This window comes from Dyadobacter arcticus (genome assembly GCF_011762185.1).
GTDB lineage: Bacteria > Bacteroidota > Bacteroidia > Cytophagales > Spirosomataceae > Dyadobacter > Dyadobacter arcticus.
In genome coordinates this window covers 554,987-579,568 of record NZ_JAASQJ010000004.1, presented here as the reverse complement: position 1 = coordinate 579,568, position 24,582 = coordinate 554,987, and the positions used below count along the sequence as shown (strand labels likewise).

At 44.8% G+C, this 24,582-nt stretch carries 20 protein-coding genes and 1 tRNA gene; 4 read left to right on the top strand and 17 right to left on the bottom strand.

The genetic code is table 11. The annotated features are described in order from the left end of the window. The first annotated feature begins 482 nt into the window (after positions 1-482). Positions 483-1,388 carry a prohibitin family protein gene (locus FHS68_RS21305; protein ID WP_167274577.1) on the top strand — a complete coding sequence of 302 codons (906 nt, stop codon included), beginning with the start codon at positions 483-485 and terminating at the stop codon, positions 1,386-1,388. A gap of 88 nt (positions 1,389-1,476) precedes the next feature. On the opposite strand, the gene FHS68_RS21300 is transcribed toward FHS68_RS21305, so the two are convergent. Then, on the bottom strand, positions 1,477-3,426 hold the full coding sequence (locus FHS68_RS21300; RefSeq protein ID WP_229212003.1) for a KUP/HAK/KT family potassium transporter: 1,950 nt from the start codon (positions 3,424-3,426) through the stop codon (positions 1,477-1,479). 280 nt (positions 3,427-3,706) lie between these two features. On the opposite strand from FHS68_RS21300, the gene hflX reads away from it, so the two are divergent. Then, a complete protein-coding gene (hflX, locus tag FHS68_RS21295; RefSeq protein ID WP_167274574.1) occupies positions 3,707-4,909 on the top strand; it encodes a GTPase HflX in 1,203 nt (400 codons plus the stop codon). 93 nt (positions 4,910-5,002) lie between these two features. On the opposite strand, the gene FHS68_RS21290 is transcribed toward hflX, so the two are convergent. The 11 genes from FHS68_RS21290 to FHS68_RS21245 all read right to left on the bottom strand — a co-directional run bounded on the left by FHS68_RS21290 (position 5,003) and on the right by FHS68_RS21245 (position 16,906). Beyond that, positions 5,003-5,377, bottom strand: coding sequence for a hypothetical protein (locus FHS68_RS21290; protein WP_167274572.1), 375 nt, complete (start codon positions 5,375-5,377; stop codon positions 5,003-5,005). Positions 5,378-5,384: 7 nt separating this feature from the next. Beyond that, positions 5,385-6,008: a GNAT family N-acetyltransferase gene (locus tag FHS68_RS21285; protein WP_167274570.1), complete on the bottom strand. Its 624-nt coding sequence runs from the start codon at positions 6,006-6,008 to the stop codon at positions 5,385-5,387. Between the two features lie 298 nt (positions 6,009-6,306). Continuing rightward, positions 6,307-8,043 carry an ATP-binding protein gene (locus FHS68_RS21280; protein ID WP_167274567.1) on the bottom strand — a complete coding sequence of 579 codons (1,737 nt, stop codon included), beginning with the start codon at positions 8,041-8,043 and terminating at the stop codon, positions 6,307-6,309. Between the two features lie 24 nt (positions 8,044-8,067). Beyond that, positions 8,068-9,192 carry a sensor protein KdpD gene (locus tag FHS68_RS21275; RefSeq protein ID WP_167274565.1) on the bottom strand — a complete coding sequence of 375 codons (1,125 nt, stop codon included), beginning with the start codon at positions 9,190-9,192 and terminating at the stop codon, positions 8,068-8,070. Positions 9,193-9,320: 128 nt separating this feature from the next. Then, positions 9,321-10,424, bottom strand: a complete 1,104-nt coding sequence (locus FHS68_RS21270; protein WP_167274562.1) for a porin — start codon at positions 10,422-10,424, stop codon at positions 9,321-9,323. Between the two features lie 86 nt (positions 10,425-10,510). Further along, the gene (locus FHS68_RS21265) at positions 10,511-11,068 is read right to left on the bottom strand and encodes a K(+)-transporting ATPase subunit C (protein WP_167274561.1); all 558 of its coding nucleotides are present in this window, start codon (positions 11,066-11,068) and stop codon (positions 10,511-10,513) included. Positions 11,069-11,113: 45 nt separating this feature from the next. Continuing rightward, positions 11,114-13,153 (bottom strand): potassium-transporting ATPase subunit KdpB, encoded by a 2,040-nt coding sequence (kdpB, locus tag FHS68_RS21260; protein WP_167274558.1) that lies wholly within the window; start codon positions 13,151-13,153, stop codon positions 11,114-11,116. Positions 13,154-13,230: 77 nt separating this feature from the next. Continuing rightward, positions 13,231-14,919: a potassium-transporting ATPase subunit KdpA gene (gene kdpA / locus FHS68_RS21255; protein WP_167274556.1), complete on the bottom strand. Its 1,689-nt coding sequence runs from the start codon at positions 14,917-14,919 to the stop codon at positions 13,231-13,233. A 4-nt stretch (positions 14,920-14,923) separates the two neighbouring features. Further along, complete coding sequence (locus tag FHS68_RS26610; RefSeq protein WP_262889607.1) at positions 14,924-15,058, bottom strand: hypothetical protein; 135 nt, start codon at positions 15,056-15,058, stop codon at positions 14,924-14,926. 11 nt (positions 15,059-15,069) lie between these two features. After that, positions 15,070-15,147, bottom strand: a complete 78-nt coding sequence (locus tag FHS68_RS26845) for a potassium-transporting ATPase subunit F (RefSeq protein ID WP_167274753.1) — start codon at positions 15,145-15,147, stop codon at positions 15,070-15,072. A gap of 409 nt (positions 15,148-15,556) precedes the next feature. Further along, a complete protein-coding gene (locus tag FHS68_RS21245) occupies positions 15,557-16,906 on the bottom strand; it encodes a sigma-54-dependent transcriptional regulator (protein ID WP_167274553.1) in 1,350 nt (449 codons plus the stop codon). Positions 16,907-17,439: 533 nt separating this feature from the next. Between FHS68_RS21245 and kdpA (FHS68_RS21240) the strand changes: the two genes are divergently transcribed. Both kdpA (FHS68_RS21240) and FHS68_RS21235 read left to right on the top strand, forming a co-directional pair. Next, positions 17,440-19,146 carry a potassium-transporting ATPase subunit KdpA gene (kdpA, locus tag FHS68_RS21240; RefSeq protein ID WP_167274551.1) on the top strand — a complete coding sequence of 569 codons (1,707 nt, stop codon included), beginning with the start codon at positions 17,440-17,442 and terminating at the stop codon, positions 19,144-19,146. Between the two features lie 45 nt (positions 19,147-19,191). Then, complete coding sequence (locus tag FHS68_RS21235; RefSeq protein ID WP_167274548.1) at positions 19,192-19,473, top strand: DUF7674 family protein; 282 nt, start codon at positions 19,192-19,194, stop codon at positions 19,471-19,473. Positions 19,474-19,495: 22 nt separating this feature from the next. Here FHS68_RS21235 and FHS68_RS21230 read toward each other — a convergent pair whose 3' ends face one another. The 5 genes from FHS68_RS21230 to glgB all read right to left on the bottom strand — a co-directional run bounded on the left by FHS68_RS21230 (position 19,496) and on the right by glgB (position 24,497). Next, complete coding sequence (locus FHS68_RS21230; RefSeq protein ID WP_167274545.1) at positions 19,496-20,539, bottom strand: site-specific integrase; 1,044 nt, start codon at positions 20,537-20,539, stop codon at positions 19,496-19,498. A 246-nt stretch (positions 20,540-20,785) separates the two neighbouring features. Continuing rightward, positions 20,786-20,860: transfer RNA gene (locus FHS68_RS21225), tRNA-Arg, on the bottom strand. A gap of 106 nt (positions 20,861-20,966) precedes the next feature. Then, positions 20,967-21,641, bottom strand: a complete 675-nt coding sequence (locus FHS68_RS21220; RefSeq protein WP_167274543.1) for an NUDIX hydrolase — start codon at positions 21,639-21,641, stop codon at positions 20,967-20,969. An 11-nt stretch (positions 21,642-21,652) separates the two neighbouring features. After that, positions 21,653-22,336, bottom strand: a complete 684-nt coding sequence (locus tag FHS68_RS21215; protein WP_167274540.1) for a hypothetical protein — start codon at positions 22,334-22,336, stop codon at positions 21,653-21,655. 133 nt (positions 22,337-22,469) lie between these two features. Beyond that, the gene (glgB, locus tag FHS68_RS21210; protein ID WP_167274538.1) at positions 22,470-24,497 is read right to left on the bottom strand and encodes a 1,4-alpha-glucan branching protein GlgB; all 2,028 of its coding nucleotides are present in this window, start codon (positions 24,495-24,497) and stop codon (positions 22,470-22,472) included. Positions 24,498-24,582 lie beyond the last annotated feature (85 nt).

The window sequence follows — 24,582 nt, the reverse complement described above, 5'->3', positions numbered from 1 at the left end:
TATTTTTCTCTTCTGCTCTCAAGATTAATAAACTTGTGCCCAAAACGAGCCTCCGATTTTCAATTGATTAATGGACTGTTTTACAGGGCCTTACAGGCTATACTACGATTTGACGTAAAAATCGCTTCATGAAAGGCGATATCATTATGATAGTGCTTATCAGAATGGATTGTTTTGGATTTATGTGATATGGTTTCGGCCTGACTGTTATGACGCCACAGGCAAAGGAAGTGCTAACGGTTTGTAAGCTCCATCCAGGACAAAGCACCGCAATAATCAAGTCAACCTTCATCCTAAACAGTTTTATCAAGATGATAGCAGCATTTCATAATGATAGGCTTCATATCACATAAAATCAAGATCATCTTTTATAACATTTTTATAATCAACAAGTTAAAGCCAGATATAAAATTCTTCCCGTCAAGGCATGGCTTTGTTGCCTATATATCACACATAATGTTTCACATTTATTTTTGCAGATCATGTTTATTCTATTCATCGGAGCCCTGATTTTCATGGCCGGTTTTTTTGTGGCCAACGCTTCCTATAACGTTTCCAGATATTCGGGTATTTTCAAAATAGCAGGTGTTGTAATTTTGCTTCTCGGTATCGTCTCAGCAGGCGTCCGGCAAATCGACGCGGGTACCATTGGGGTACAGTCAGTATTTGGAAAGGTAGATCCTGAGGTTTTAGAAAACGGATTGAACTTTGTCAACCCTTTGGCAGAAGTGGCCATTTTTGATACCAAGACCCAAAACTATACCATGTCTGCCGTAACTAACGAAGGCGAGGTGAAGGGGGACGATGCCATCCGGGTACTTTCTGCCGATGGCCTGGAAGTGGTGATCGATCTAACGGTGCTCTATAAGATCATGCCTGAAAAAGCGCCCAATATCTTTAAAGGGATTGGTACCGATTACAAAGACAAAATTGTGCGCCCCATCACCAGGACCCGTATCCGCGACAACGCCGTGTACTATGATGCGGTTGCCCTGTATTCCAAACGCAGGGATGAGTTTCAGACCAGGATCTATCAGACAATCGACAAGGACTTCAAGAGCCGCGGTTTGATTTTAGAGCAGCTTTTAATCCGTAATATCAACTTGCCCGAGTCGGTTAAGAAAACGATCGAATCTAAAATCAATGCCGAGCAGGATGCGCAAAAAATGGAGTTCGTCCTGCAAAAAGAAAAGCAGGAAGCGGAAAGAAAAAGGGTGGAAGCCAGAGGGATCGCCGATTACCAGACCATTATCGCACTGAGCCTTACAGAAAGGCAGTTACAATATGAAAGCATCAAAGCACAAAAAGAACTGGCAGCGTCTCCAAATTCAAAAATTGTGATCATCGGGGGAAAAGGAAACATGCCCCTGATCATGAGCGACAAGTAAGTACAACAAAAAAGACCTGGCCGTCAATTGATAACCAGGTCTGTCCATATTCGATTTACAACATTTCGTTATATAGGACCGCTTGATGCTAAATCCGTTCAAGGCTGATCTCGTCGGCCTTGGCAAATACAAGTGGGTACCTTTCTACGATGACATTGCTTGCATCCAGTCCGAAGTTCACATCCTCCCTCACCCCTATCAATTTGAGGTTGTAATAGGATTTGATTAGAAAATTCCGCCAGTAAGGCAGATTGTTATCATAGGATAAAAATGAATTGGCCATCACAAACCGGTAATCCCCAAAATCCTGATTATCATACTTCTTCTCTTCGGTCTTTTCATAATCCAGCTCTCCTTTTGCCATGAGCTCCGCGGCGATCTTGCGAAAAAACAGGTCCACCTTCGGCTCTACGCGAAAACCAATATGCAGAACAATGTGGTAGACGTCATTGACAGCTAAGGCCCTGGCCTCATACTGCACTGTATAGGGCTCATCTGTCACCTTCACATGCAGAAACCAGTAGATATCAGCCCGCTTGGCGGGTGCCTGAAAAATGGAATCAAGCACCCTGTTTTCGACGCTTGCCGGATTATCCGACGAAGTCAGGTAGATCAGGTTGGTAGCATGATTACGGATCTTGGTATTGGTGCTCAGGTCTTTTAACTTTTGTAAAACAAGCGGCGATAATTCGGTCCGCTCGATAAGTTTGTCCTGGGAAGTCTTTCCATAATACCAGATCAGCATAACGCCGGTAAGCAGCGCACCTATGACCAGCATGATCCAGCCTCCCTCATGAAGTTTTTGAAGATTTGCAATCAGGAAGGAGACTTCAACGGCCAGAAAAAGCGCAGTGATCCCCGCGATTACGATGGTAGGGACCTTTCTTATCCTTAAATACAGCGAGATAAGAAATGTCGTGATCAGCATAGTCAATGTAACAGAAAGCCCGAATGCAGCTTCCATATTTTTTGATTCCCGGAAATGAAGCACCATCAGGATACAGGCGATCATCAGGAACCAGTTAAAAAACGGAATATACATTTGGCCTTTGATCGTTCCTGGAAAAACGACCCGGTTTCTGGGCCATAAACCAAGACGGATTGCCTCATTGACCAGCGTAAAGCAGCCGCTGATCAAGGCTTGGCTGGCAATGACCGTGGCCAGGGATGCTAATATCACCGAAGGGATATAAATTACCTCCGGGACAATATTGTAGAACGGGCTCAGATCATTGGCAACTCCGTTATTGATGAGCCAGGCGGTCTGTCCACCATAGGAAAGCAATAGCGCGATTTTAATGTAAATCCAGCTGACCCGGATGTTGTTCCTTCCCACATGCCCCATGTCGCTGTACAGGGCTTCTGCTCCGGTGGTACACAAAAATATACCACCCAGAAACCAAAAACCGCCAGGATAACGCATCAGCAGCTCATAAGCATAATAAGGGTTTATTGCTTTGATAACCGATGGATATGAGAAGATCGACAGCAAACCAATCACCCCGATAAAAGAAAACCAGATCAGCATCACCGGCCCAAAGAACTTTCCGATCTGCTGGGTGCCAAGCTGCTGGATCAGGAATAGAAAAATAATAATGACAATGACAATTGGCACAGTATTAAGCTCCGGGTTGAATTTTTGCAGCCCTTCAATGGCCGACGCTACCGAGATTGGTGGCGTAATGATCCCGTCAGCAATCAAAAATGCACCCCCGACTACTGCCAGCACTACCGACCATCTGCCGAAATAGCTGCGGATTAAGGTGTAAAGGGAGAAAATGCCTCCTTCGCCATTATTGTCGGCTGTAAGGGTGATAATGATGTATTTGAGCGTGGTCTGCAGGGTCAGTGTCCAGATGATACAGCTCAATATACCGAGCGCCTTTGCCGGCTCGACAACTTCCCCGGAATGAAACAGTGCATTAAGCGTATACAGCGGGGACGTACCGATATCCCCGAACACGATGCCCGTCGCCAGCATCACGCCCGCCAATTTAACTTTCTTGTGAAACTCCTTGATGTTGTGGTGTTGGTCCAAAATATACTTGTTATGGTTAGCTAAGATTTCAGCATAAGAATGATGCAATGACCCGGCAATATAAAAATCAGAATTCAAATCGGGCCGAAAAAATATCAAAATGATACAGGCTATCAAATTGAGATTAAACTGATTTCAAAGCTTTCTTAGCTATTGGCTTATTATCAGCGCCTTACGTCTAAAAAATCTTCTAACCGTCCTTTGGAATGAGATTATACCTGAGCCATTTGGCTAAGCAGACCGTTGGACAAAAGGAACTCTGCGTTAAATATCAAATCAAATGGGAAGAAAGGAAAAATTGCAGGCTACTACTGAACCTGCGCGTCGGGCTATTTTGGTGGCTGTAAGCTCGCAAAAGCAAGCCGCTGCCAAAACATGGGAATATTTGGATGAATTATCATTTCTGGCCAAAACTATCCGGATCGAAACGGTTTGTTTATTCACTCAAAATTTGCTTCATCCGGATGCCAGAACTTATACAGGGAAAGGAAAATTGGAAGAATTAAGGGGTTATATCCTGGCATATCCAGTAGATATGATCATTTATGATGACGAGTTGACGCCACTCCAGTTCCGGAGCATTGAAAAGGCATTTCCAAATGTGAGGATCCTGGACAGGGGATTACTCATTCTGGAGGTTTTTAATAAACGGGCAACATCCGCCAGGTCTAAACTCCAGGTGCAGCTGGCCCGGTTACAATATCTCTACCCGCGGCTGGCACGCAACCAGCCCGCCGAAGGGAATCAGGGCAGCGATGGGAAATTGGGCAAAAGTGGTGAAACAGAATTGGAAAATAGTCGTCAGACGATGAAAGACAGAATTGCTTTACTGAAAGACAAGCTTAAAAAAACGGACCAACAAAGTGTTACCCAGCGACAACAGCGTAACGGTATCGTGCGCGTTACCTTAGTAGGCTACACCAATGTCGGCAAGTCCACTCTGATGCGTCACCTTTCCAAGGCCGATGTCTATATCAAAAACGAGCTTTTTGCGACCGTTGACAGCACCGTCAGAAATGTGCAAATAGATAATTTATCATTTCTGCTTACAGATACGGTTGGCTTTATACGTAAGCTGCCTGAACTACTGATCGACTCGTTCAAGTCTACACTGGATGAAGTGCGCGAAGCAGATATATTGCTGCATGTTGCCGATATCTCCCATCCGGCCTGTGAAGAGCAGATCGCGGTCGTTCAAAAAACGCTCGCCGAAATAGGTGCTGACCAAATAGCTACCTTACTTATATACAACAAAACAGATCTTTTAAAACCTGAGGAACTAGAGGGCAGAGACCGGCAACAACCTACAGAGCCGAGTGCAGCAGCAACTGGTGAATATGGTAATGAGGTGTTTATTTCGGTGGAAAAGGGTTACAATATGCAGAACATGCATAAAATGCTGGCCGCTATGATACTAGAAAAACAGCTGCATATGTACGCATACAAGCCGCCTGTTTTGATTTTTAATCATAATGGCTTTTAGGTCAGTTTTAATCCGCAAACAGGAAAGGAGCAAGGCAGCATTTAAACGTGCTGCTTTGCTCCTTCTTTTAACGTTTGAATCAAACTTTTCTCATTAATGGGTCACTTGTTTTAATGTGCCAACGATGACCACTGCAAATATCGAAGAAATGCATAGGTTCATCAGCGATGCCATTATTGCCATAGCGTGCCCCTTGTTGTTACGGAAGGGAATAACCCGTAAGTAAAGGCATATTAAAGAAATGACCAGGTACGAAGCCACCATCAAATATACGTCATCCCAGAAAATGCTTTTATTGACAAGTCCCCCACGTCCTATCCCGGCCATGCGCGATACGTGCAGCTGCTCTGGAAGCCCTTTAAGATGTATGCTGCAAAAAATTACTGCATAAGTGATTACTGCAAAAGATGCGGCATTCAGCATATGTAAATACAGGATTGGTTTGCTAACAGATTTCATATTTTCCATCTCATTTTTATTTATAGTGTTCTGGTTCCATCTCGATTTCTTCTTCTTCAAGTTCCTCAGCGGGATTGAAAAGCATGGCTGTACAAAGGCAGTTTTTGTACCCTTTGCCTACAAGAGTCTGGTAATTGACGCAGCTCTTGCAACCCTCCCAAAATTTCTTCTCCCTGGTAATTTCACCATAAGTTACCGGTTCAAACCCAAGTCGGCTGTTCATCTTCATAACTGCCCCGCCCGTGGTAATGCTGAATATTTTGGCATTGGGGTATAAGCTTCTGGCCAGATCAAATATCCTTTGCTTAATGGTCTTAGCCACGCCACAATTCCGGTAGGCCGGTGCCACGATCAGCCCCGAGTTACAGACAAATTCATTGCTTTCGTAGGTTTCAATGTATGAAAAGCCTACCCACTCATTTTGAGGTGTCACTGCAATAACAGCCTTGCCTTCTTTCATTTTGGCCTCAATATCCCTCGGACTGCGCCTTGAAATACCGCAACCTCTTGCAAGGGCAGAGCTGCACATTTCATCGGTGATCATTTTGGAAAAAACGGCGTCTTTGGCTGTCGCCAGACGGACATTGATCCCTTCCAAAGTCTTCTGCTGGCCCGGTTTCGGGTTTACTTGCAGCGGCATTTGCCGCTGAATATAGCCACTGAATTGTCCTAGGCTTGTTTGGGCCGAAGTGATTGTGTGTTTTGATGTATGCCATGATTGAAATACTGGTTTTTTTAAATTGATTCCTTTATGCTGCGAGATCATTTTTTTAGTTTCAGATTGTTTTAATAACCTATATTAAAAGGTCATTCCAATGCCAAGTCGCTACCAAAAAAAGAATCAACTATCTGATAACCAGATAGTTGATTCTTTTAAAATTAACATTTGCCGGTGCGGTACTATTCCATTTTGATAAGCGTTATCAAAGTGATACTGACTAGGCTTTTGCCAGTTCAAAATAGAAGGTACTGCCCATGCCGATCTCGCTGGTAACACCTATGGCCCCACCCTGGGCTTCTATAAATTCCTTGCTGATTGCAAGCCCTAACCCTGTTCCCGTCTTTGAACTACCTGGTACCTGGAAATACCTGTCAAATATTTTGTTTCGGTAACGGCTGTCGATGCCTTTACCTTCATCCCGCACTGAGAACTTGACCGCTTTATCATCATCCCTAAGCTCGATAACTAGTCTCCCTTCTTGCTGGGAGTAGCGGATCGCATTGGTCAGAAAGTTGATCAGCACCCAGGCTGTTTTTTCCATGTCAGCCTTCACATCAAGCAAATTTTCATCCGTTTCCACCACCAGTTCTATCTCCTTCTGCTCCATAGGAAGCTTTACGGCATCCAGGGCATACTGCATGATCGCATACGGACTGCTTTGCTGGATATTGAGCTGGATATTACCGGTTTCGACCTGGGACATATTCAGCAGTTCTCCTGTAATTTTCAAAAGACGGTTACTGTCTTCCTTAATGCTTTCCATCAGCTGCTTTTGCTCTTCGTTAAGGGCGCCAGTCTGCTGGCTTTCCAAGAGCTGCAAACTCATTTTAATAGACGAAATAGGTGTTTTTAGCTCATGGGAAACCGTTGCGATGAAATTGGTTTTGGCAAAGTCGAGTTCTTTGAATGGGGTAATATTTTTCAATAGGATTACCTGGCCAATAAATTTTTTTAGGCGCTCCCCAGTTGGTATGATCGTAATATCGACGACCTCTTTTTCGAAATAACTTTCTTTGTTGTCCGCATAGATTTTCAGTGAAGGCGTAGCAGAATTGGAATTGATACCATTGTGGTGACCCTGTTTCTCCTGTATCAAAACACGGATCAAATCATTTTGAACAGCCAAGTCAACCGCTGATTTTCCTAACATGTCCCCGAGTGACATCCCGGTAATTTTGACTGCTTCATTATTGGCGAAAAGAATATTTTTATTCTCATCCAGGCCAATGACGGGTTCATGCATGTTGTTGATCAAAGCTTCGGTCCTTTTTTTCTCCATCAGGATTTGTGACAAGTTACTGCTGTCATATTCTTCCAGTTTTTCTGCCATGGAATTAAATGAACTGGCCAGCTGGCCAAACTCGTCTTTCCCAGAGAAATGAAGACGCTGGGAATAATTTTTAGCAGCAATTTCCCTAATGCTTTCTGTAAGCTCCCGGATGGGGTTACCAATGTTGGAAGGAAGGTTGATCAGTAGTGTCAAAGCAATCAAAATAGACAATGTTGCAGTCAAAACGATACCAACCATTGCTGAGCGGACCGAACCCACAGCGATATCGCTCTTTTTTTGAATGGCCCGCATGTTGATTTGGGCTAACTCAGACAGGTCTTTTCGTATTAAACCAGGTAATGTGCTGTTTCGGGGGGCTGCTTTGAGCAGCTCGAAGTGGTCCTGGACCTTCTGTGTAGCTTCTGCCTCCCCTACCTCTGTGACATTATTTTTTTGTTTTGCCAGGTTCTGACCAAATATTTCCCATGCCTTTGAATTGGTATTGATTTCATCCACAGCAAGCAGCATGCGCTGCGCATAATCAAGGGTTTTATAGTTATCAGCCAGAATGTTTTCTGTGTCCTCTTTAAGGATATAAACGTGTTTGGCTGCAATCAAACCTAAGGCAAGTATCAGAAAAAAAAGGGTCCCCAGCCCTAGTCTCAGTTTGTTCTTTATTTTCATTTTCGGCTCAAATGTTATTCTTGCTCAGGATAGGATTACAAGGTCAATGTTGGAGGAAGACAGCTTTTTCAAAAGGTTGTTAAAGAGGTTGGTGGCCCAAATGACCTTTATAAGCGTAATGTGTGGCTTACCCAAGCATATTGTCGTGATCTCACGCTGCTCTGCCACTTCAATAATAGCCTCAGAAATGTTGGCGCTTTGCACCCGTACAATCTCGCCGCCCTTTTCGGTGGCCAATTTAAAGTTATTGATCAGATGCCTTTGTTTGTCCAGCGCTATCTTATCCTGACTTTCATTGGGCGTCTGAACATATAACACCAACCACTTGCTGTTGTAATAACTGGCCAGACGGGCTGTTTTTCTTATCACATGGCGCGCTGTGCCCTCATTGCTACTGATGCAGGCAAGGAATTTTTCGCGGCGCGAGGCGACCATTTTTGGTATTTCAGACTCAACTTTCCTCTCCACCTGGCTGGCCACTTCTTTTAAGGCCAACTCCCTAAGTTGCAGGATATGGTCTGCTTTAAAGAAGTTGTTGAGCGCAGTATGTATTTTTTCGGGCTTGTAAATTTTGCCCTCCTTTAACCGCGTGATCAGTTCATCGGCCGTAAGGTCTATATTGACTACTTCATCTGCCGCGCCCAGCACGCTGTCCGGGATCCGTTCTTTTACTTCAACGCCCGTGATTTCCTTGACCTCTTCATTCAGGCTCTCAATATGCTGGATATTCACCGCGCTGATCACATTGATCCCCGCGTCCAGGATTTCGAGCACATCCTGCCAGCGTTTGTCATTTTTGCTGCCTTCAATGTTGGTATGGGCCAGCTCATCGACAATCACCACCTCGGGACGAAGGCTGATCACAGCCTGTACATCCAGCTCGTCGAGCTCCTTTCCTTTATAAAACAATTTTCTACGGGGAATAACCGGCAGCCCTTCGAGCAAATCGTGCGTCTCTTTCCGGTTATGGGTCTCTATATATCCGATCTTGACGTCAATACCATTTCGAAGCAGTGCGTGCGCTTCTTGCAACATACGGAAGGTTTTTCCTGCACCGGCGCTCATGCCGATATAGATCTTGAACTTTCCACGCCGGGACCTTTTGATCAGGTCCAAGAAGTGCTGTGCATTCGGACTGGTTTCAGACATCTTTGTTGGCTATAATTAAAAATAATAATGGCTTAGTAACCAGGGTTAAGCAAAAAAATAATCTACCTGAAATTGTGTGATCATTTATAGTGTAAAGTTAAATGCCGGGCCTATGGCCCGGCATAAAATCAGAATGCAACAGATATCGAAGTTGTCAAAAAGAAGTTGTCTTTTTTGGAAGCACCTTCTGCCCCGTCCGAGGTTGCTCTTTCTAAAAATATACGGTCCTTACTGCTCAGGTTCCTCGCTTCAACACGCCAGAGCACACCTGGGAAAATCGCGTAATCAATATTGGCCGAAACGCCAAAGGTCTGAAAACCGTTTTCCGTCCCGGTGGCAATGATCACGCCGTTTTTATCCTGGAAGTACTCACCACGCGCAGCAATATTGACCCTGGGCGAAGGCGAATAGCGTGCAATTAACACCGGCACAAACCAATTATTATAATTGCTGCTGCCTTTTGCCTTTTGCTCGGTACCGTAATCAAACCCTGCCGTCAAACCGAATTTTTCGCTGAGCTGGAATATGCCGTAAAAGTTGTGGTAGTAACGCATCAGGCGTAAACTGTCCGGCTTATCATTTCCAATGAATGTGCTGTAATTCAAAGTTACCGTTGCGGCTGGCTTGTAAGTAATCTGAGTACCAAATGCTGGCGTGGTATTACCGTCAACCCTTTGGATGCGCTGCCAACCGTTCAAATACATCGCCGACAGATATAGCTTTTCGTCTTTGGTGGTAAAGCCCAGCTTCACCCCTGATTCAAAATAGGGGGTGTTTTCTGCAACCAAACTCCTTGTCATTGCCCAGTTATCTTTTCCGATCGCGCTTTCAAACCCAATATGAGACGGCATAATACCAGCGTCGATCCACAAATTGCTGTTTTTCGCAATCTTCACACCAACATTAGCTTCGTAAATATTTTTCAGCACGCCTGGTTCGGCTGCATAATTTGCATTCATGTACGTTCCTGTGGCTAGCGCCAGATTGCCCCTTACCCGCTCTGTGGTGTAGTTAGCCTTGATAAACCCCAGGTTCAGGTTGACTTCCCCTGCCCTGTTGAAGTTGTAAAGAAAGCCAGGTGCCGTGTTGTTAAGTGGCCTGTTAAAATCATAATTGTAATAGGCTTCGGCGTAGCCACTGATCGTTAAAGGATTTGCAGTTTCTGTCGAATCCTGTGCCATAACGGGGTTCAAAAAAGCTAACCCCAATGCGCTTAATAATAGACTTTTCATTAAAATGGTAGTGTAAATAAATGTAGCGGCGCTATTAAAGGACCCAGGCCCCCGCGTCGCTGCTTGTAGGGGCCAAAGGTTTAATCTTAAAGTTTTTCCAGTGCAATGTTCAAGCTGAGCACATTCACTTTCTCAGGTCCGAACAGGCCAAGCAATGGTTTCTCAGTGTTCGAATCAATGATTTGTTTGACTTTCTCTTCGGCTACCTTGCGTACAGCTGCAATTCTTTTAACCTGTACCAGGGCAGCTTTTGGGGAAATGTCCGGATCAAGCCCGCTGCCACTGGCAGTTACCAGCTCAACAGGAATGTCTTTTTTGCTAACCCCAGGATTATGTACCAGGAATGTATCAATCCTGGCCTGCACCACCGAAAGATATTCCGGGTTGGAAGGCCCCTTATTACTGCCACCGCTACCAGCAGCGTTGTAGCCCACTGCGGACGGACGGCTGTTGAAATATTGGTCTTCGGTGAAAGTCTGGCCAATATTGGAGTAGTATTTTTTACCATTGGCGGTAACCACTTCACCGTGACCACTGTTAGGGGCGAGTTGGGCAACAGCCCAGATCAGCGCCGGGTACACCACGCTGAAAAAGATCAGAGTAATGATGGTCAGTTTAATTGCGGGAAATATGTTCGTTTTCATGATTTGAAGCTTTTAGCTAGTATGCTATTAATTTTTTATTATTTTCTAAATCCAAATACTGACTACCAGGTCAATCACTTTGATGCCGACAAACGGGACCAGAATACCACCCAGCCCGTAGATGAAAAGGTTCCTTCTCAACAGCGCGCTTGCACCGATAGGCTTGTAAGCGACCCCTTTCAAAGCCAGCGGGATCAAAAATGGAATGATAACCGCATTGAAGATCACCGCTGACAGGATCGCGCTTTGAGGACTGTTCAAGCCCATGATGTTCAAGCCTTGCAGCGCCGGTATACTTGCGATAAACAATGCCGGGATGATGGCGAAATATTTAGCCACGTCATTAGCAATCGAAAACGTGGTCAAGGTCCCGCGTGTCATCAAAAGCTGTTTTCCGATCTCAACGATCTCGATCAGCTTGGTAGGGTCGTTGTCCAGGTCCACCATGTTACCTGCTTCCTTGGCAGCTTGTGTCCCGCTGTTCATGGCCACACCAACGTCGGCTTGTGCAAGTGCAGGAGCATCGTTGGTACCGTCGCCCATCATCGCGACCAGCTTACCGCCTTCCTGCTCCCTTTTGATGTAATTCATTTTGTCCTCCGGCTTGGCTTCGGCGATAAAGTCGTCTACACCAGCTTTTTCAGCAATAAACTTGGCAGTCAGTGGGTTATCACCCGTCACCATCACCGTTTTGACACCCATTTTACGAAGGCGCTCAAAACGCTCGCTGATACCAGGCTTAATGATATCTTGCAACTCGATCACGCCCAGTACACGCTCGTTTTCAGAAACCACCAGTGGCGTGCCGCCATTATTGGAAATCATTTTTACTCTTTCGTCAATTTCAGATGGGAACTGGTTGCCAGCTTGGGTTACCAAGTTGCGGATCGAGTCAAAAGCACCTTTCCGGATACGCGTATCCTCAAAATCGACCCCTGAGCTACGCGTTTCGGCCGTGAATTTGATAAACTTTGGATCATTAAGCTGATACGTAGAAGGTGAAGCATTGGCCAGTTCCAGGATGGATTTACCTTCCGGGGTTTCATCTGCAATCGAGCTCAGCACGGCGTTTTTTATAAAGTGGTTATCGGTAACCCCCTTGGCAGTATGAAAATGGGTCGCCTTTCTGTTACCGATAGTGATCGTACCAGTCTTGTCAAGTAAAAGCACATCAATGTCACCAGCTGTTTCCACAGCCTTACCGGATTTGGTGATCACATTCGCACGCAGTGCCCGGTCCATACCGGCAATACCAATGGCGGAAAGAAGGCCGCCAATTGTCGTTGGGATCAGGCAGACAAACAGCGAAATAAAGGCGGAAATCGTAATGGGCGTGTTGGAGTAATCCGCAAAGGGTTTGAGCGTCATACACACGATCACAAACACGAGGGTGAATCCGGCCAAAAGGATGGTCAAAGCGATTTCGTTCGGCGTTTTCTGGCGGCTTGCACCTTCCACCAGGGCGATCATTTTGTCCAAAAAGCTTTCGCCGGGCGCAGTGGAGACCATTACCTTGATCTTGTCAGAGAGCACCTTCGTACCGCCGGTCACGCTGCTTTTATCACCGCCCGCTTCCCGTATGACCGGGGCTGATTCGCCGGTGATGGCGCTTTCGTCTATCGTTGCCAAACCTTCGATGATCTCACCATCGGTTGGTATGTTATCCCCTGCTTCGCAGATGAAGACATCGCCCTTTTTCATCTGGGCCGACATCACACTTTGGGTCGCTACGCCAAAGCCCGGTTTGTTATCAGTGACCAGTTTGGCAGGCGTCTCTTCACGCGTTTTACGCAAGCTATTGGCTTGGGCTTTTCCCCTGGCTTCTGCAATTGCTTCGGCAAAGTTTGCAAACAGCAATGTAAGCAGCAGGATCAGAAAGATCACAAAATTATAACCGAAACTGCCCTGCGTGGTGTTTCCTGACAAGATCCAGATACAGACGGCAAACATGACGAATGTACCGATCTCGACAGTGAACATGACCGGGTTGCGGAACAAGACCCGGGGGTTAAGTTTGATGAATGACTGCTTTAAAGCTTCGTTCACCAGATCCTTTTGGAACAAGGATGCATTTTGATTTTTCATTGTTTTGGAGCTATTAGCTATTAGCGGTTAGCGATTGGCTTTGGCTGCTAGCTGTTATTTAATTTTATCAGGTTTGATTAACGCATACTAAAATATTCTGCAATTGGCCCTAATGTCAGCGATGGGAAGAATGACAATGCGGTAATGATAACGATCACGGCCAAAACCATCATCCCGAATGTCGCTGAATCTGTACGGAGCGTACCAGCACTTTCCGGGATATATTTTTTCTTGGCCAAAAGTCCTGCAATCGCAACCGGCCCAATGATCGGGATGAAGCGGGAAAGGATCAAAACAAAGCCCGTGGTAATGTTCCACCAGGGGTTGTTGTCGCCAAGTCCTTCGAAGCCACTGCCGTTGTTGGCTGCCGATGATGTATATTCATAGAGCATTTCGCTAAATCCGTGGAAGCCTGGATTGTTCAGGTTTGCCGAAGTAATTGCAGGAAACGCGGCAGCAAGAGCAGTACCTGCCAAAATCAGCAAGGGATGTAAAAGCGCTACGATCATCGCAATTTTCATTTCGCGCCCTTCGATCTTTTTACCCAGAAACTCCGGCGTACGCCCGACCATCAGACCGCTGATGAAGACCGCCAGGATGATAAAAATGAAGAAGTTTAATATCCCCGCGCCACAGCCCCCATAGAAGGCGTTGGTCATCATGGATAGCATCTGCATCATTCCCGATAGCGGCATCGAACTATCGTGCATCGCGTTGACTGAGCCTGTTGATATAACGGTGGTGGCTATACTCCAAAAGCCGGAAGCTGCACTACCTATTCTCGTCTCCTTTCCTTCCATGGCACCAGCGCCCATGTCGACACCCATTTGAGCGAGGGCCGGGTTACCCTGGACTTCCCAGATAATCGTTGGTACGCACAGTACTAGAAACCCAACGGTCATCACGCCGAAAATCATCCAGGCCATTTTCTTTCTTTTCAAAAAGTAGCCGAGCGAAAAAATCATAGCCAGCGGGATAATCATTTGAGAAAACATTTCGACCATGTTGGTCAGGTAATTGGGGTTTTCAAGCGGGTGCGCTGAATTGGCACCGTAAAATCCGCCGCCGTTTGTGCCCAGGTGCTTAATGGCAATAAAAGCCGCTACCGGGCCGGTGGAAACGCCTACGGTGTCGCCCTGCATGGTAATGATACTGTCCTTCCCTTCGAAAGTCATGGGCATGCCATTGAAGGCAAGAATGGTTGCCACCAGGATTGATGCAGGCAAAAGGATGCGGGTACATGAGACAACCATCAGGTTATAAAAGTTGCCCAGCTTTTCAGCCGTCTTTTCCTTTAAAGCGATAAACAATACCACCGCTGCGGCCATACCCGTTCCCGCGCTGACAAAGTGCAGGAACATTAAAAACAGCTGTGATAAATAACTCACGCCACTTTCACCCGAGTAATGCTGCAAGTTACAATTGACCACAAAGGAAATGCTGGTATTAAATGCCAGATCGGCACTTTGTCCGGGGTTACCATCCGGGTTTAATGGCAGCCAGCCCTGGTTCATCAGGACAAACATACCCAGCAAGAACCAGACAAAATTGATTGTCAGCAAGGCAACCATGTGTTGCTTCCAGTTCATTTCTACCTTTCGATCTATTGAGCTAATTCGAAAAAATAAATTTTCAATAGGATTGAAAACCGGGTCCAGCAGCGTTTTTTCGCCTGCGTAGACTTTTGCAATGTACTTACCAAATGGGATTGCCATCAGGATGGTGATTGCATACATGGCAATGACGCCTAAAATTTCTGTGTTCATTTTTTTAAAGATTGATTGCGATCCTGACTTTCCAGAAAATGACATAGACAATTGAAATGACTATAAGCCAGATCAGAATAATGGTCAGTATTTCCCATAATTCATTTTTGTTTTTTGTCTTATCATTTCCTGCTGCCATGACCGGTGGAGTTAGAATTTTTCGGGTTTGATCAATACGTAACACATATAGAAAAACACGCCGATGGATACAATGAATAATGCTGCCATAGTTTCTAGATTTTTTCGAAAAAATTGACTGTTGCGTAAAAAAGCACGAAGCATAAACTGCCTGCGGCCACTAAGAGGATTGTTAACATGGTATATGATTTTAAGTTAGAATTCGGTAAATCATGCCCGTAATGGCAGCCAGCATATAGATGGCCAACAGCATTACCAAAGAGTTGGACTTTCTACCTGAGTAAAGCCGCCCTCTTTTTAATTGATATATTGGTTTCATTACTTTTTACTTGTTTAGACTAAGGCATACCAATTACATACCATTCTGAAAACATTTCATTCATTACACTGTTATTCAGGCAATTAAAATAGTGAATGGCGAAATTTTATTACGAAAAAGCCTATCAAAATGAGAAGTCGTTATCAAAAGAATACTACGGGTTTGTGCTCTTCGCCAGCTTCAATGCGCCTGTTTCTGGATCCCATATTCTTCAATCTTCCGGTATAAGGTGGCGATCCCTATTTCAAGTAACCGCGCTGTCTCTGCCTTGTTTCCATGACAGTAATTTAATACCTTTTGAATATGCAGTTTTTCAATGCTTGCCATCGAAAAAGCCGAAAGATGATGGCTTTTGGACGGAATAGATTGCTGGATGTTAAAGGGAAGGCTTTCTGGCTGCAGCTCTTGGTCGCTAACAATGACGGCCCTTTCGATCGCGTTTTTGAGCTCACGGATGTTTCCAATCCATTCATAACTTTCCAGGCGTTTGAGGAAATCTTTGGAGTAACCCAGGTTTTTCTTGTTAGTCTGCTCAGCGAAATGGTTCAAGAAAAAATTAACCAGCAAGGCAATATCCTTCACCCGCTCCCGAAGCGGTGGGAGCAGTATCTGGAATACGTTCAGGCGGAAGTATAAGTCTGCCCGGAATTTTTTTTGTTCGGATTCAGCCTTCAAATCCCTGTTTGTGGCGGCGATCAGTCGAAAATTTGATTTGGTTGGCCTGGTATCGCCTACCTTGATAAATTCGTGGGTTTCCAATACCCTGAGCAGTTTAGCCTGTAGCTCCAGTGGCATTTCACCAATTTCGTCCAGGAATAAGGTACCGTTGTGCGCTTCCTCTAAAAGCCCTTTCTTGTCACGGAAAGCGCCTGTAAAAGCGCCTTGCTTATCGCCAAACAATTCACTTTCCATCATTTCCCTGCCAAAAGCGCTGCAATTTAGGGCCACAAAATTTTTAGCGGCCCTAGCGCCATTATGATGGATCGCCTGCGCAAACACCTCCTTGCCAGTACCTGTTTCTCCGGTCAGCAATACCACGGTATCTGTTTGAGAGACTTTTTTAGCAAGCCCGATGACGTCTTTCAAAACCTGTGACTCCCCGATAATGGAATCAAATGAAAACTTAGTAGATACAATAGCTTCCAGCTTGCGGACCTTTTTTTCCAAATGTGCCTTTTCTACCGCCCTTGATAGCAGCGGCAGGATTTTATCGTTGTCGTCCCCTTTCACGATATAATCCATGGCGCCATTTTTTATCGCCTGTACCCCGTCACCAATGTTCCCATTGGCTGTAAGAAGTACAATTTCGGCCAAACGATTTTTGGCCTTTAACAATCCGATCATTTCCACACCATTGCCATCCGGAAGCCTTACGTCACATAAAACAGCGTCGATATCCTGGTTTTCCATCTGCCTCAGCCCCGATTTGCAATCAGAGGCTTCCAATACTTCGAACCCCTCGGCTTTGATGATCCTTGAAAGCAGGGAACGTAGTTTATCTTCATCATCAATAATTAATACCGTCTTCAATGTAGAAACTGGTTAGCTTTTCGAACTCGACATGCAGCATACTGTCTGTAATTTGTCATAGGTGAATAGGATACAAACATTATTCCTCTTTACTACTATAAATGTAATTACTTGATTATTAGAATATTATGTAAATTCAAGAATCTCACTGGCTGATTTCGGCCTATCAAAATGATAAAGCATTCCACTTTGATAGAATCATCTTCTTCTACCGACTTTTCCGTCTGATCTGGGCTTGGCTGCTACCTTATCATTTTGAGAAGCCGCAAACATTTTGATAGGCCATTTACAGGAGCCTTTGGCGGAACAAACAAATTAAAAGGTTCATTATCAGCATTATATATATCATTCAATATCGTTGGAGCCATAATTGCAACTCCTGTTGGCAAACCATTATTTGTTTTTATCCAACTAAAACAATTTGTTATGAAACCCAAGCGACGGCCTCTGTTAAAGCCTTTCCCTCTTTTGGTAGTTTTACTTTCGTTCATAACCATAGCGGCATTCGTTTGCCGTATTTATTTCCGGTAACCATGGACGAAATCAATCTACCGGCATCACTGATACTGTTTTCAGTGGTAGCACTATTTTCCTGGCCCTTGGGAAAATACATGAGCCAGGTCTACTCAAAGCAAAAAAGCTTCTCGGACTTCTTCGAACCTGTGGAAGACAGGATCTTCAAATGGCTCGGGATTGATCCTCATGCCGAGATGGGGTTAAAACAGTATCTTACCGCTTTTTTGCTGCTCAACCTGGTCTGGTTGGTTTACGCTTTCTTTATCCTGCTCTTTCAAGGTGATCTGATGTTAAACCCGGCAGGCAACCCTTCTATGGACTGGACTTTGGCCCTGCACTCGGCCATCAGCTTCATTACCAGTACCAATCTTCAGCATTATTCGGGTGAATCGGGTGCCACTTACTTCTCCCAACTTGCCGTATTTACGTTCTTGCAATTTGTAAGCGCTTCTGCAAGCCTGGCGGTAGGTGTGGCCGTGGTACGTTCACTAGCAAAAACGGACGCCGGGTTGGGAAACTTCTATTTTGATTTTGTCCGTTCCGCAACCAGGATCCTGTTTCCGTTAAGCGTTTTGGTGTCAGTTTTTTTCCTTTTCAGGGGAATGCCGATGACTTTTGATCCGGCCCAACAAGTGGTTTCCATGCAGGGGGACACCACTATCGTTGCGAGTGGTCCTGTTGCGGCCATGATATCGATTAAAGAACTGGGCTCCAATGGTGGGGGCTACTACGGTACCAACGACGCGCACCCATTCGAAAACCCTGATCAAATCTCCTTTGTCATCCATTATATCATCGTACTGCTGCTGCCGCTCGCATTTGTCTTTTTTATTGGTTTTTACTTGAAAAACCACGCATTCGCCAAGATGATTTTCGCTGTGATGATCGCCGGCTTTATAATGGTCTGTATTCCGATTATTTACCAGGAAATCCGTGGCAATCCAAATATAGGCGCGATGGGGATAGACATTTCCGGTGGCAATATGGAGGGGAAGGAAGTCCGGTACGGAAGCTTTTACTCAGCGCTATATGCGGGCGAAAATGCTTCTGTGCCTGCCGGGACCATTGCAAGCATGCATGACAGTTTTATGCCACTTTCTGGGCTATTTATGCTGATCGCCATGCAGATTGACTGTTTTTTTGGCGGCCTCGGTACGGGCTGGATCAATTTGTTCCTCTACTTGGTGGTTGCCGTATTTCTGGGCAGCCTGATGATCGGCCGAACGCCGGAAGTCTTGGGCAGAAAGCTTGGGATCCGTGAAATACAGCTTGCTGTGATTGCCAGTGTGGCCCAGATACTGGTACCGATGGTGCTCGCTGGCTTAGCGTGCTACGTTTACAATTTTGACCCAGCAGCAACCAATGATCTGGGATGGCTTTCCAATCAGGGGCCGCATGGGTTATCGACCATGTTTTATGAGTATGTCTCCTCAGTGGCAGGAAACGGGAGCGGTTTCGAAGGGCTTGGCGACAACACCCCTTTTTGGAACCTGTCAACCTCACTGGCGATGTTAACAGGCCGTTTTGTACCGATCATCGCCGCCTTATCCATTGGCTGGATGCTTAGTAAACGTAAAGCCGTGGAAAGTACGGCTGGAACATTGAAAGTAGAAAGCACCACTTTTGGAATATTCCTCTTTTTGACCATTATCATTTTGAATGCCCTTTCTTCCTTCCCGGTGTACGCTTTGGGCCCATTATCCGAATATTTCAGCCAGCAATAATCCGGTTATATTTTTCAAAAATTACTTTAAAAATGCATTAATCAAATGAAAAAGCGCTTAAAACTGGGAATCTATGACCAAATGCAAAAGTTTGCAGACCTGACCTTGAGGCTGGTTTTGACCGGCAAAATGGAGCGGGCAAAAAAATGTTTCGCTGTTGCCGAGAGATTATTTCTTACAGGAACTGTCCAAATGCGCAATGCCATTACCGTAGTGTACGTCTATCACCTGGCCGCTGTGCTGGAAACGCATCATTATGATGTAAAAAGCATGCTTCCCCAGGCTCTGGGAAAGGAATATTTACGGATCAGCTCATTTGGTCTATGACCGGCTGCGTTAAGTTTCTAAATTAACAATCTCCTTTACCAATTACCGAGTGTACGTCCGCAATTTCCTTCAAATAGGAATTCATTCTCTGGTTTGTCATTACAGGTAATAATCTATCTTGACTGATGCATTGAATATGTTCCGAATATCGTTCCAAGATCTTTAAAGGAACTGGCAACAAAGGAATTTTGGAGGGCGTATCCGTCTTTTGTCGTTTTATGGACAGCCATTTCCTGCCATCAAAGCCATCAATCATCTCTGATCGCTTCAATTTTTGAACATCGACATACGAAAGTCCAGTATAACAGCAGAAGACGAAAATATCTCGAACTTTCCGCAATCTTTCGTTCGTGAATTTTTTTTCAACTATTGCAGCAAGCTCGATCTCATCCAGTGGCCGCCTATCCACTTCTTGTTTAGCCATGCTAAAAGCGAAAAAAGGATCACGGACGATCCATCCGCTTTTTACACAAAGCAGGACTATCTTCTTAAAATACACGAGGTATTTCATTGTGGTATTATGGGAAATATTCCTTTTCCCTTTTAGGTAAAAAGAGTAGGCCGAGATTAAACTGTAATCCAATTTATCTAGGCTTACATCCGAGGCTTTGTACTTAAAAAGTAAGAACTCCTTCACATTTCTAAATGCTGCCTCGTAACGGTTATAAGTGCTCTTTGTAAAATCTTTTCCTATGAGCGCGAACATTTCTTTGTTATGTTCATAGAAGATTTCCATAATCATTTTCGGACGATCATCTATCCCAAGCAGCACATTTTTGATTGATTCCGCGCTTACTTCCCTGCCAGAATCAATAAGTTTCCGATGAGCTTCATACACCTTGGTCTGCAGAGTGTCCAGATATGCATTCGCACTTCGAACGTCAGGTTTCGTACTGGCCATCCTTCCCGATGCCGGATTCCATTTCTCCGGTTCACAATCCCTTTTTGCAGCCAGTTCAAAACGGCCGCCATCCGTTGTGATGCGTAAGTAAATGGGCATCTTGCCATTTAAATAGTTCTTAGGCTTCTTTAAATAAAAGAGCAGATTAAATGTTTTACTAAGCATACCATACTTTTTTTATGTGAATAAAAGTAGGTTTGCAGCGCAAAAAAATCAAGATGTTTACGAGGTAAACTAGCTGTCATACAATACTTTACGCCACTTCTGGTGAGTCAATACTCCCATTTGAGCTGACTCTCGAATTACTCACCAGAATTTTGTAAACAATTGCATATTTTGACCCTTTCCCAAAAAACAAAAACCCTGTAAATCATTGATTTGCAGGGTTTTGATTGATTTTGATAAGCTATCTGGTGCACCCAACGAGATTCGAACTCATATCGTCGGTACCGGAAACCGAAATTCTATCCATTGAACTATGGGTGCTGATGCAGGCCATGAACCTGTAACGGGGTGCAAATATAGGCCGTAATTTAATTTTTGACCAAAAGGATTGGTAATTACTTTGGAAATTTTTGATTCAAACCGGGCTCTATAATTTTTTGAGGAGCTCCCAGTCTTCCACGCCTTTCAGGTAGAGGTAGTCCAGCAAAACGCCGTTTACATTGGTAATCAGGCGATGTCCCTCAGCAAATGGAACCACAAACGTGTTGATATACTCATGTTCGGAAAGCATTCCCTGTACTTTGTTGTGGTATGCATTGATTTCGCCCGATGAAAGTTCCAGCTCGCAATAGAACATATACATCGCCTCATCGCTCGTGCCGGTGGAGGGGTAATATGGGCTGTCATTTACTTTTACAAGTTGTGATACACTGACTTCAATGCCTGTTTCTTCAAACACCTCGCGAGCAGCGACTGCTCCCGCATCGCTTTCACTGTCGAGCATACCGGCCGGATGTTCGTATGTCATAGACCCGTCACAAATCCTGCGCTGCTGGACGAGCAGGAGGTGTTTTTCCTTTGTTAATGAATCTATAAAGCATACCAAAACGCTCACAACCTCGCCTTTTAAAAAGCATATTGGTGGAATCTTGTTTCCTTCTGGGGTTGTAGCGTCGGTCATTAATAAAGAAAAAAGTACTTCGCCATGTCCATTGTACCGCGTATAAATTTCATCCACGCCATGGACATCCAGACCATTTTTTTCCAGGTTGCCCTTCCACAACTTGTATTTATGAGCGTCAACCAGTTTCTCAATACTCATTAAAAACAGTATTAATTATATAAAGGAAATGAAACCGCGGCGTAGGGTACGCCATAACTGGTGGAAAAGCGCTTTTGACCATTATCAAGCTTAACATCGCTGCTATACGTTACCCTTCCATGCACATACCCCAATTTTAAACCGATCCGATCAGTTATCCAGTAACGTACAAACAGTTCCGATTGCCCGTTTTGCTTATCGAGTGCCAGGGGAAGCACATTGAATGTGCTGGGGCCGCTTGGGACATAATCGTTATAGTATTCAGCGCCCTCACCCTCAAAAAGGGTCGATTTTGTGTAAAGACCCCGCCGTTTGACCCCAAATGCAAAACCAACCAGATCCGTATTCGCACCGATATCAAATTTCCACAACCGGAAATTGGCACCTAGTAAAAAGCTCGCGCCATTCGAAGTGATCTTGCCGAATTTTAAGGTGTCATCAGAAAAAGCTGAATTTTGAGGAACAAGGTTGGTACGGCCTGCATAATATCCCCAGGCCCTGACACCCCAGCCAATCCTAAACCAGGAGAAATTAGTCAGGCTTAACTCCTGATGATATGTAATGGAAGGCACCCACACCGCATCCTGATAACCTACCCCCATATCGATTCCGGATGAAACCCGCGAAAGACTTTGTGAAAATGCTGAGAATGAACTTATAAAAACAAAAAGTACTATTAATCGGCTGCTCCTCATTTGATTCCTGATGATTTGATGGGCAAAGGTAAAGAAATGTGCAAAAAAATAAGGCAGAGATGTCGTTCTCTGCCTTACGAATATTAACAAATTAAGCTAACGGTCTGACTACCGCGATACATAGCGTGACCCATTAGCCTATTGATTTTTCCTTTTTCAATACCAGCGCACCCATAGGCGGGAGATCCAGGGTCAGCGAATTGGCCTTACCATGCCACTGATGATTTTCAGAAGGGATCGGATCATAATTGATAACCCCGCTTCCGCCAAATGTCTGGGCATCAGAATTGAAAATCTCCTGCCAACTGCCATCGGATATCACCCCTACTCTGTAACCCTTTCTCGGAACTGGCGTTAAATTGAGTACTACTACTAAATTTTTTGTTGGGTCCGAAGACTTTCTTGCGAAAACCAGTACAGAATTTTCCCGATCCTGTGTGTCGATCCATTCAAATCCTTCGTGGGAGAATGAAAAATCAAACATGGCAGGTTCTGTTTTATAAAGCTGATTTAATGCCTTTACACATTCCTTCATACCAATATGAGGCGCGGATTGCAATAGGTGCCAGTCCAGACTTTGCTGAAAATTCCATTCGGATGTCTGTCCAAATTCCCCACCCATAAAAATCAGCTTAGTCCCGGGATGCGTAAACATATAGGAGAACATCAGTCGCAGATTGGCAAATTTCTGCCATTCATCCCCCGGCATTTTATTAATCAGCGATTTTTTTCCATAAACTACCTCGTCATGCGAAAAAGGCAGCATGAAGTTTTCTGAAAATGCGTATACCAGGCTAAAGGTCAATTGATCCTGGTGCCATTTGCGGAATGCAGAGTCTTTCTCAAAATATTTCAGGGTATCATTCATCCACCCCATCATCCACTTCATTCCAAAGCCAAGTCCACCTACGAAAACGGGCCGCGAGACGCCGGGAAAGGCAGTTGATTCTTCTGCAATGGTTTGGGTATCAGGAAATTCTGTATAAGCTGCTACATTCATTTCACGTAGCAGAGAAATGGCTTCCAGGTTTTCCCGGCCGCCAAATTCATTGGGAATCCATTCCCCATGTTTTCTTGAATAATCGAGATATAGCATGGAAGCAACCGCGTCCACGCGAAGTCCGTCGGTATGGTAGCGATCCAGCCAGAAAATAGCATTGCTGATCAGGAACGAACGCACCTCATTTCTTCCATAATTAAAAATATAGCTCTTCCAGTCCGGATGATAACCTTTGCGTGGATCTTCATGCTCATATAAAGCAGTACCATCAAAACGGAACAAGCCATGCGCGTCTCCCGGAAAATGGGATGGTACCCAGTCCATATAAACCCCAATTCCTGCCTGGTGAAGCTGGTCGATCAGATACATCAATTCCTGTGGCGTACCCATCCGGGAAGCGACTGAAAAGTAGCCGGTGATCTGATAACCCCACGAAGGCGGATAAGGATGCTCCATAATAGGCATCAGCTCGACGTGCGTGAAGCCCATTTCCTTTACATATGGTACTAAACCGACTGCAACTTCCTTAAATGTCAGATATCTTTCCGGGTCCGACGGATCGCGTTGCCAGGAACCGAGATGCACTTCATATACTGAAATAGGTGCATTAAGTTTGTTCTTTTCCTTGCGGATTTTCATCCAATCCGCATCCTCCCATTCATACCACGTGTCCCAAACGATGGAAGCGGTACGCGGCGCAACTTCACACCATAACGCAAATGGATCCGACTTTTCGAGATGCTGTCCGTTTTGAGAAACGACATAGTATTTATAAACTTCTCCAACGCCAACATTCGGAATCCAGCCTTCCCAGATGCCTGAGCTGTCCCAACGGGTAGTGAGCGCGTGGCCGGAATTGTTCCAGCCGTTGAAATTTCCTATTACTGAAATATAAGATGCATTAGGGGCCCAAACTGCAAAATATGTCCCTACAACGCCATTAAATTCCATCACATGGGAACCCAATTTCTCATATAGTTTGAAATGTTTCCCCTGGCGAAAAAGGTGAATATCAAAATCTGTAAAACGGCTTACCGCTTCTACCGCATTCCACACCGGACCCGGCACATTTTCCGCATTGCTTCCAGCCGGGGTTTCGACCGGACTTGTACCTGGTTCAATTGCAGACTTGGTTTTTACTTTTCCGGTTGACTTAGCCATTTATTAATATTTCGATTTATGATATTCTTTAAGAGGTCGTAAGATTTACAATTTTATTAAACTATTTCTTAAAATGTATATATTT

What these genes read in the sequence shown, in the direction of transcription:
- FHS68_RS26610 (WP_262889607.1), bottom strand. Translation starts at nt 15,058, where the DNA reads ATGGCAGCAGGAAATGATAAGACAAAAAACAAAAATGAATTATGGGAA.
- FHS68_RS21220 (WP_167274543.1), bottom strand. Translation starts at nt 21,641, where the DNA reads ATGAGTATTGAGAAACTGGTTGACGCTCATAAATACAAGTTGTGGAAG.
- FHS68_RS21285 (WP_167274570.1), bottom strand. Translation starts at nt 6,008, where the DNA reads ATGCCGCTGCAAGTAAACCCGAAACCGGGCCAGCAGAAGACTTTGGAA.
- hflX (WP_167274574.1), top strand. Translation starts at nt 3,707, where the DNA reads ATGGGAAGAAAGGAAAAATTGCAGGCTACTACTGAACCTGCGCGTCGG.
- FHS68_RS21265 (WP_167274561.1), bottom strand. Translation starts at nt 11,068, where the DNA reads ATGAAAACGAACATATTTCCCGCAATTAAACTGACCATCATTACTCTG.
- FHS68_RS21305 (WP_167274577.1), top strand. Translation starts at nt 483, where the DNA reads ATGTTTATTCTATTCATCGGAGCCCTGATTTTCATGGCCGGTTTTTTT.
- kdpA (WP_167274551.1), top strand. Translation starts at nt 17,440, where the DNA reads ATGGACGAAATCAATCTACCGGCATCACTGATACTGTTTTCAGTGGTA.
- kdpB (WP_167274558.1), bottom strand. Translation starts at nt 13,153, where the DNA reads ATGAAAAATCAAAATGCATCCTTGTTCCAAAAGGATCTGGTGAACGAA.
- FHS68_RS21280 (WP_167274567.1), bottom strand. Translation starts at nt 8,043, where the DNA reads ATGAAAATAAAGAACAAACTGAGACTAGGGCTGGGGACCCTTTTTTTT.
- FHS68_RS21230 (WP_167274545.1), bottom strand. Translation starts at nt 20,539, where the DNA reads ATGCTTAGTAAAACATTTAATCTGCTCTTTTATTTAAAGAAGCCTAAG.
- FHS68_RS21270 (WP_167274562.1), bottom strand. Translation starts at nt 10,424, where the DNA reads ATGAAAAGTCTATTATTAAGCGCATTGGGGTTAGCTTTTTTGAACCCC.
- FHS68_RS21215 (WP_167274540.1), bottom strand. Translation starts at nt 22,336, where the DNA reads ATGAGGAGCAGCCGATTAATAGTACTTTTTGTTTTTATAAGTTCATTC.
- FHS68_RS21235 (WP_167274548.1), top strand. Translation starts at nt 19,192, where the DNA reads ATGAAAAAGCGCTTAAAACTGGGAATCTATGACCAAATGCAAAAGTTT.
- kdpA (WP_167274556.1), bottom strand. Translation starts at nt 14,919, where the DNA reads ATGAACACAGAAATTTTAGGCGTCATTGCCATGTATGCAATCACCATC.
- glgB (WP_167274538.1), bottom strand. Translation starts at nt 24,497, where the DNA reads ATGGCTAAGTCAACCGGAAAAGTAAAAACCAAGTCTGCAATTGAACCA.
- FHS68_RS21290 (WP_167274572.1), bottom strand. Translation starts at nt 5,377, where the DNA reads ATGGAAAATATGAAATCTGTTAGCAAACCAATCCTGTATTTACATATG.
- FHS68_RS26845 (WP_167274753.1), bottom strand. Translation starts at nt 15,147, where the DNA reads ATGGCAGCATTATTCATTGTATCCATCGGCGTGTTTTTCTATATGTGT.
- FHS68_RS21275 (WP_167274565.1), bottom strand. Translation starts at nt 9,192, where the DNA reads ATGTCTGAAACCAGTCCGAATGCACAGCACTTCTTGGACCTGATCAAA.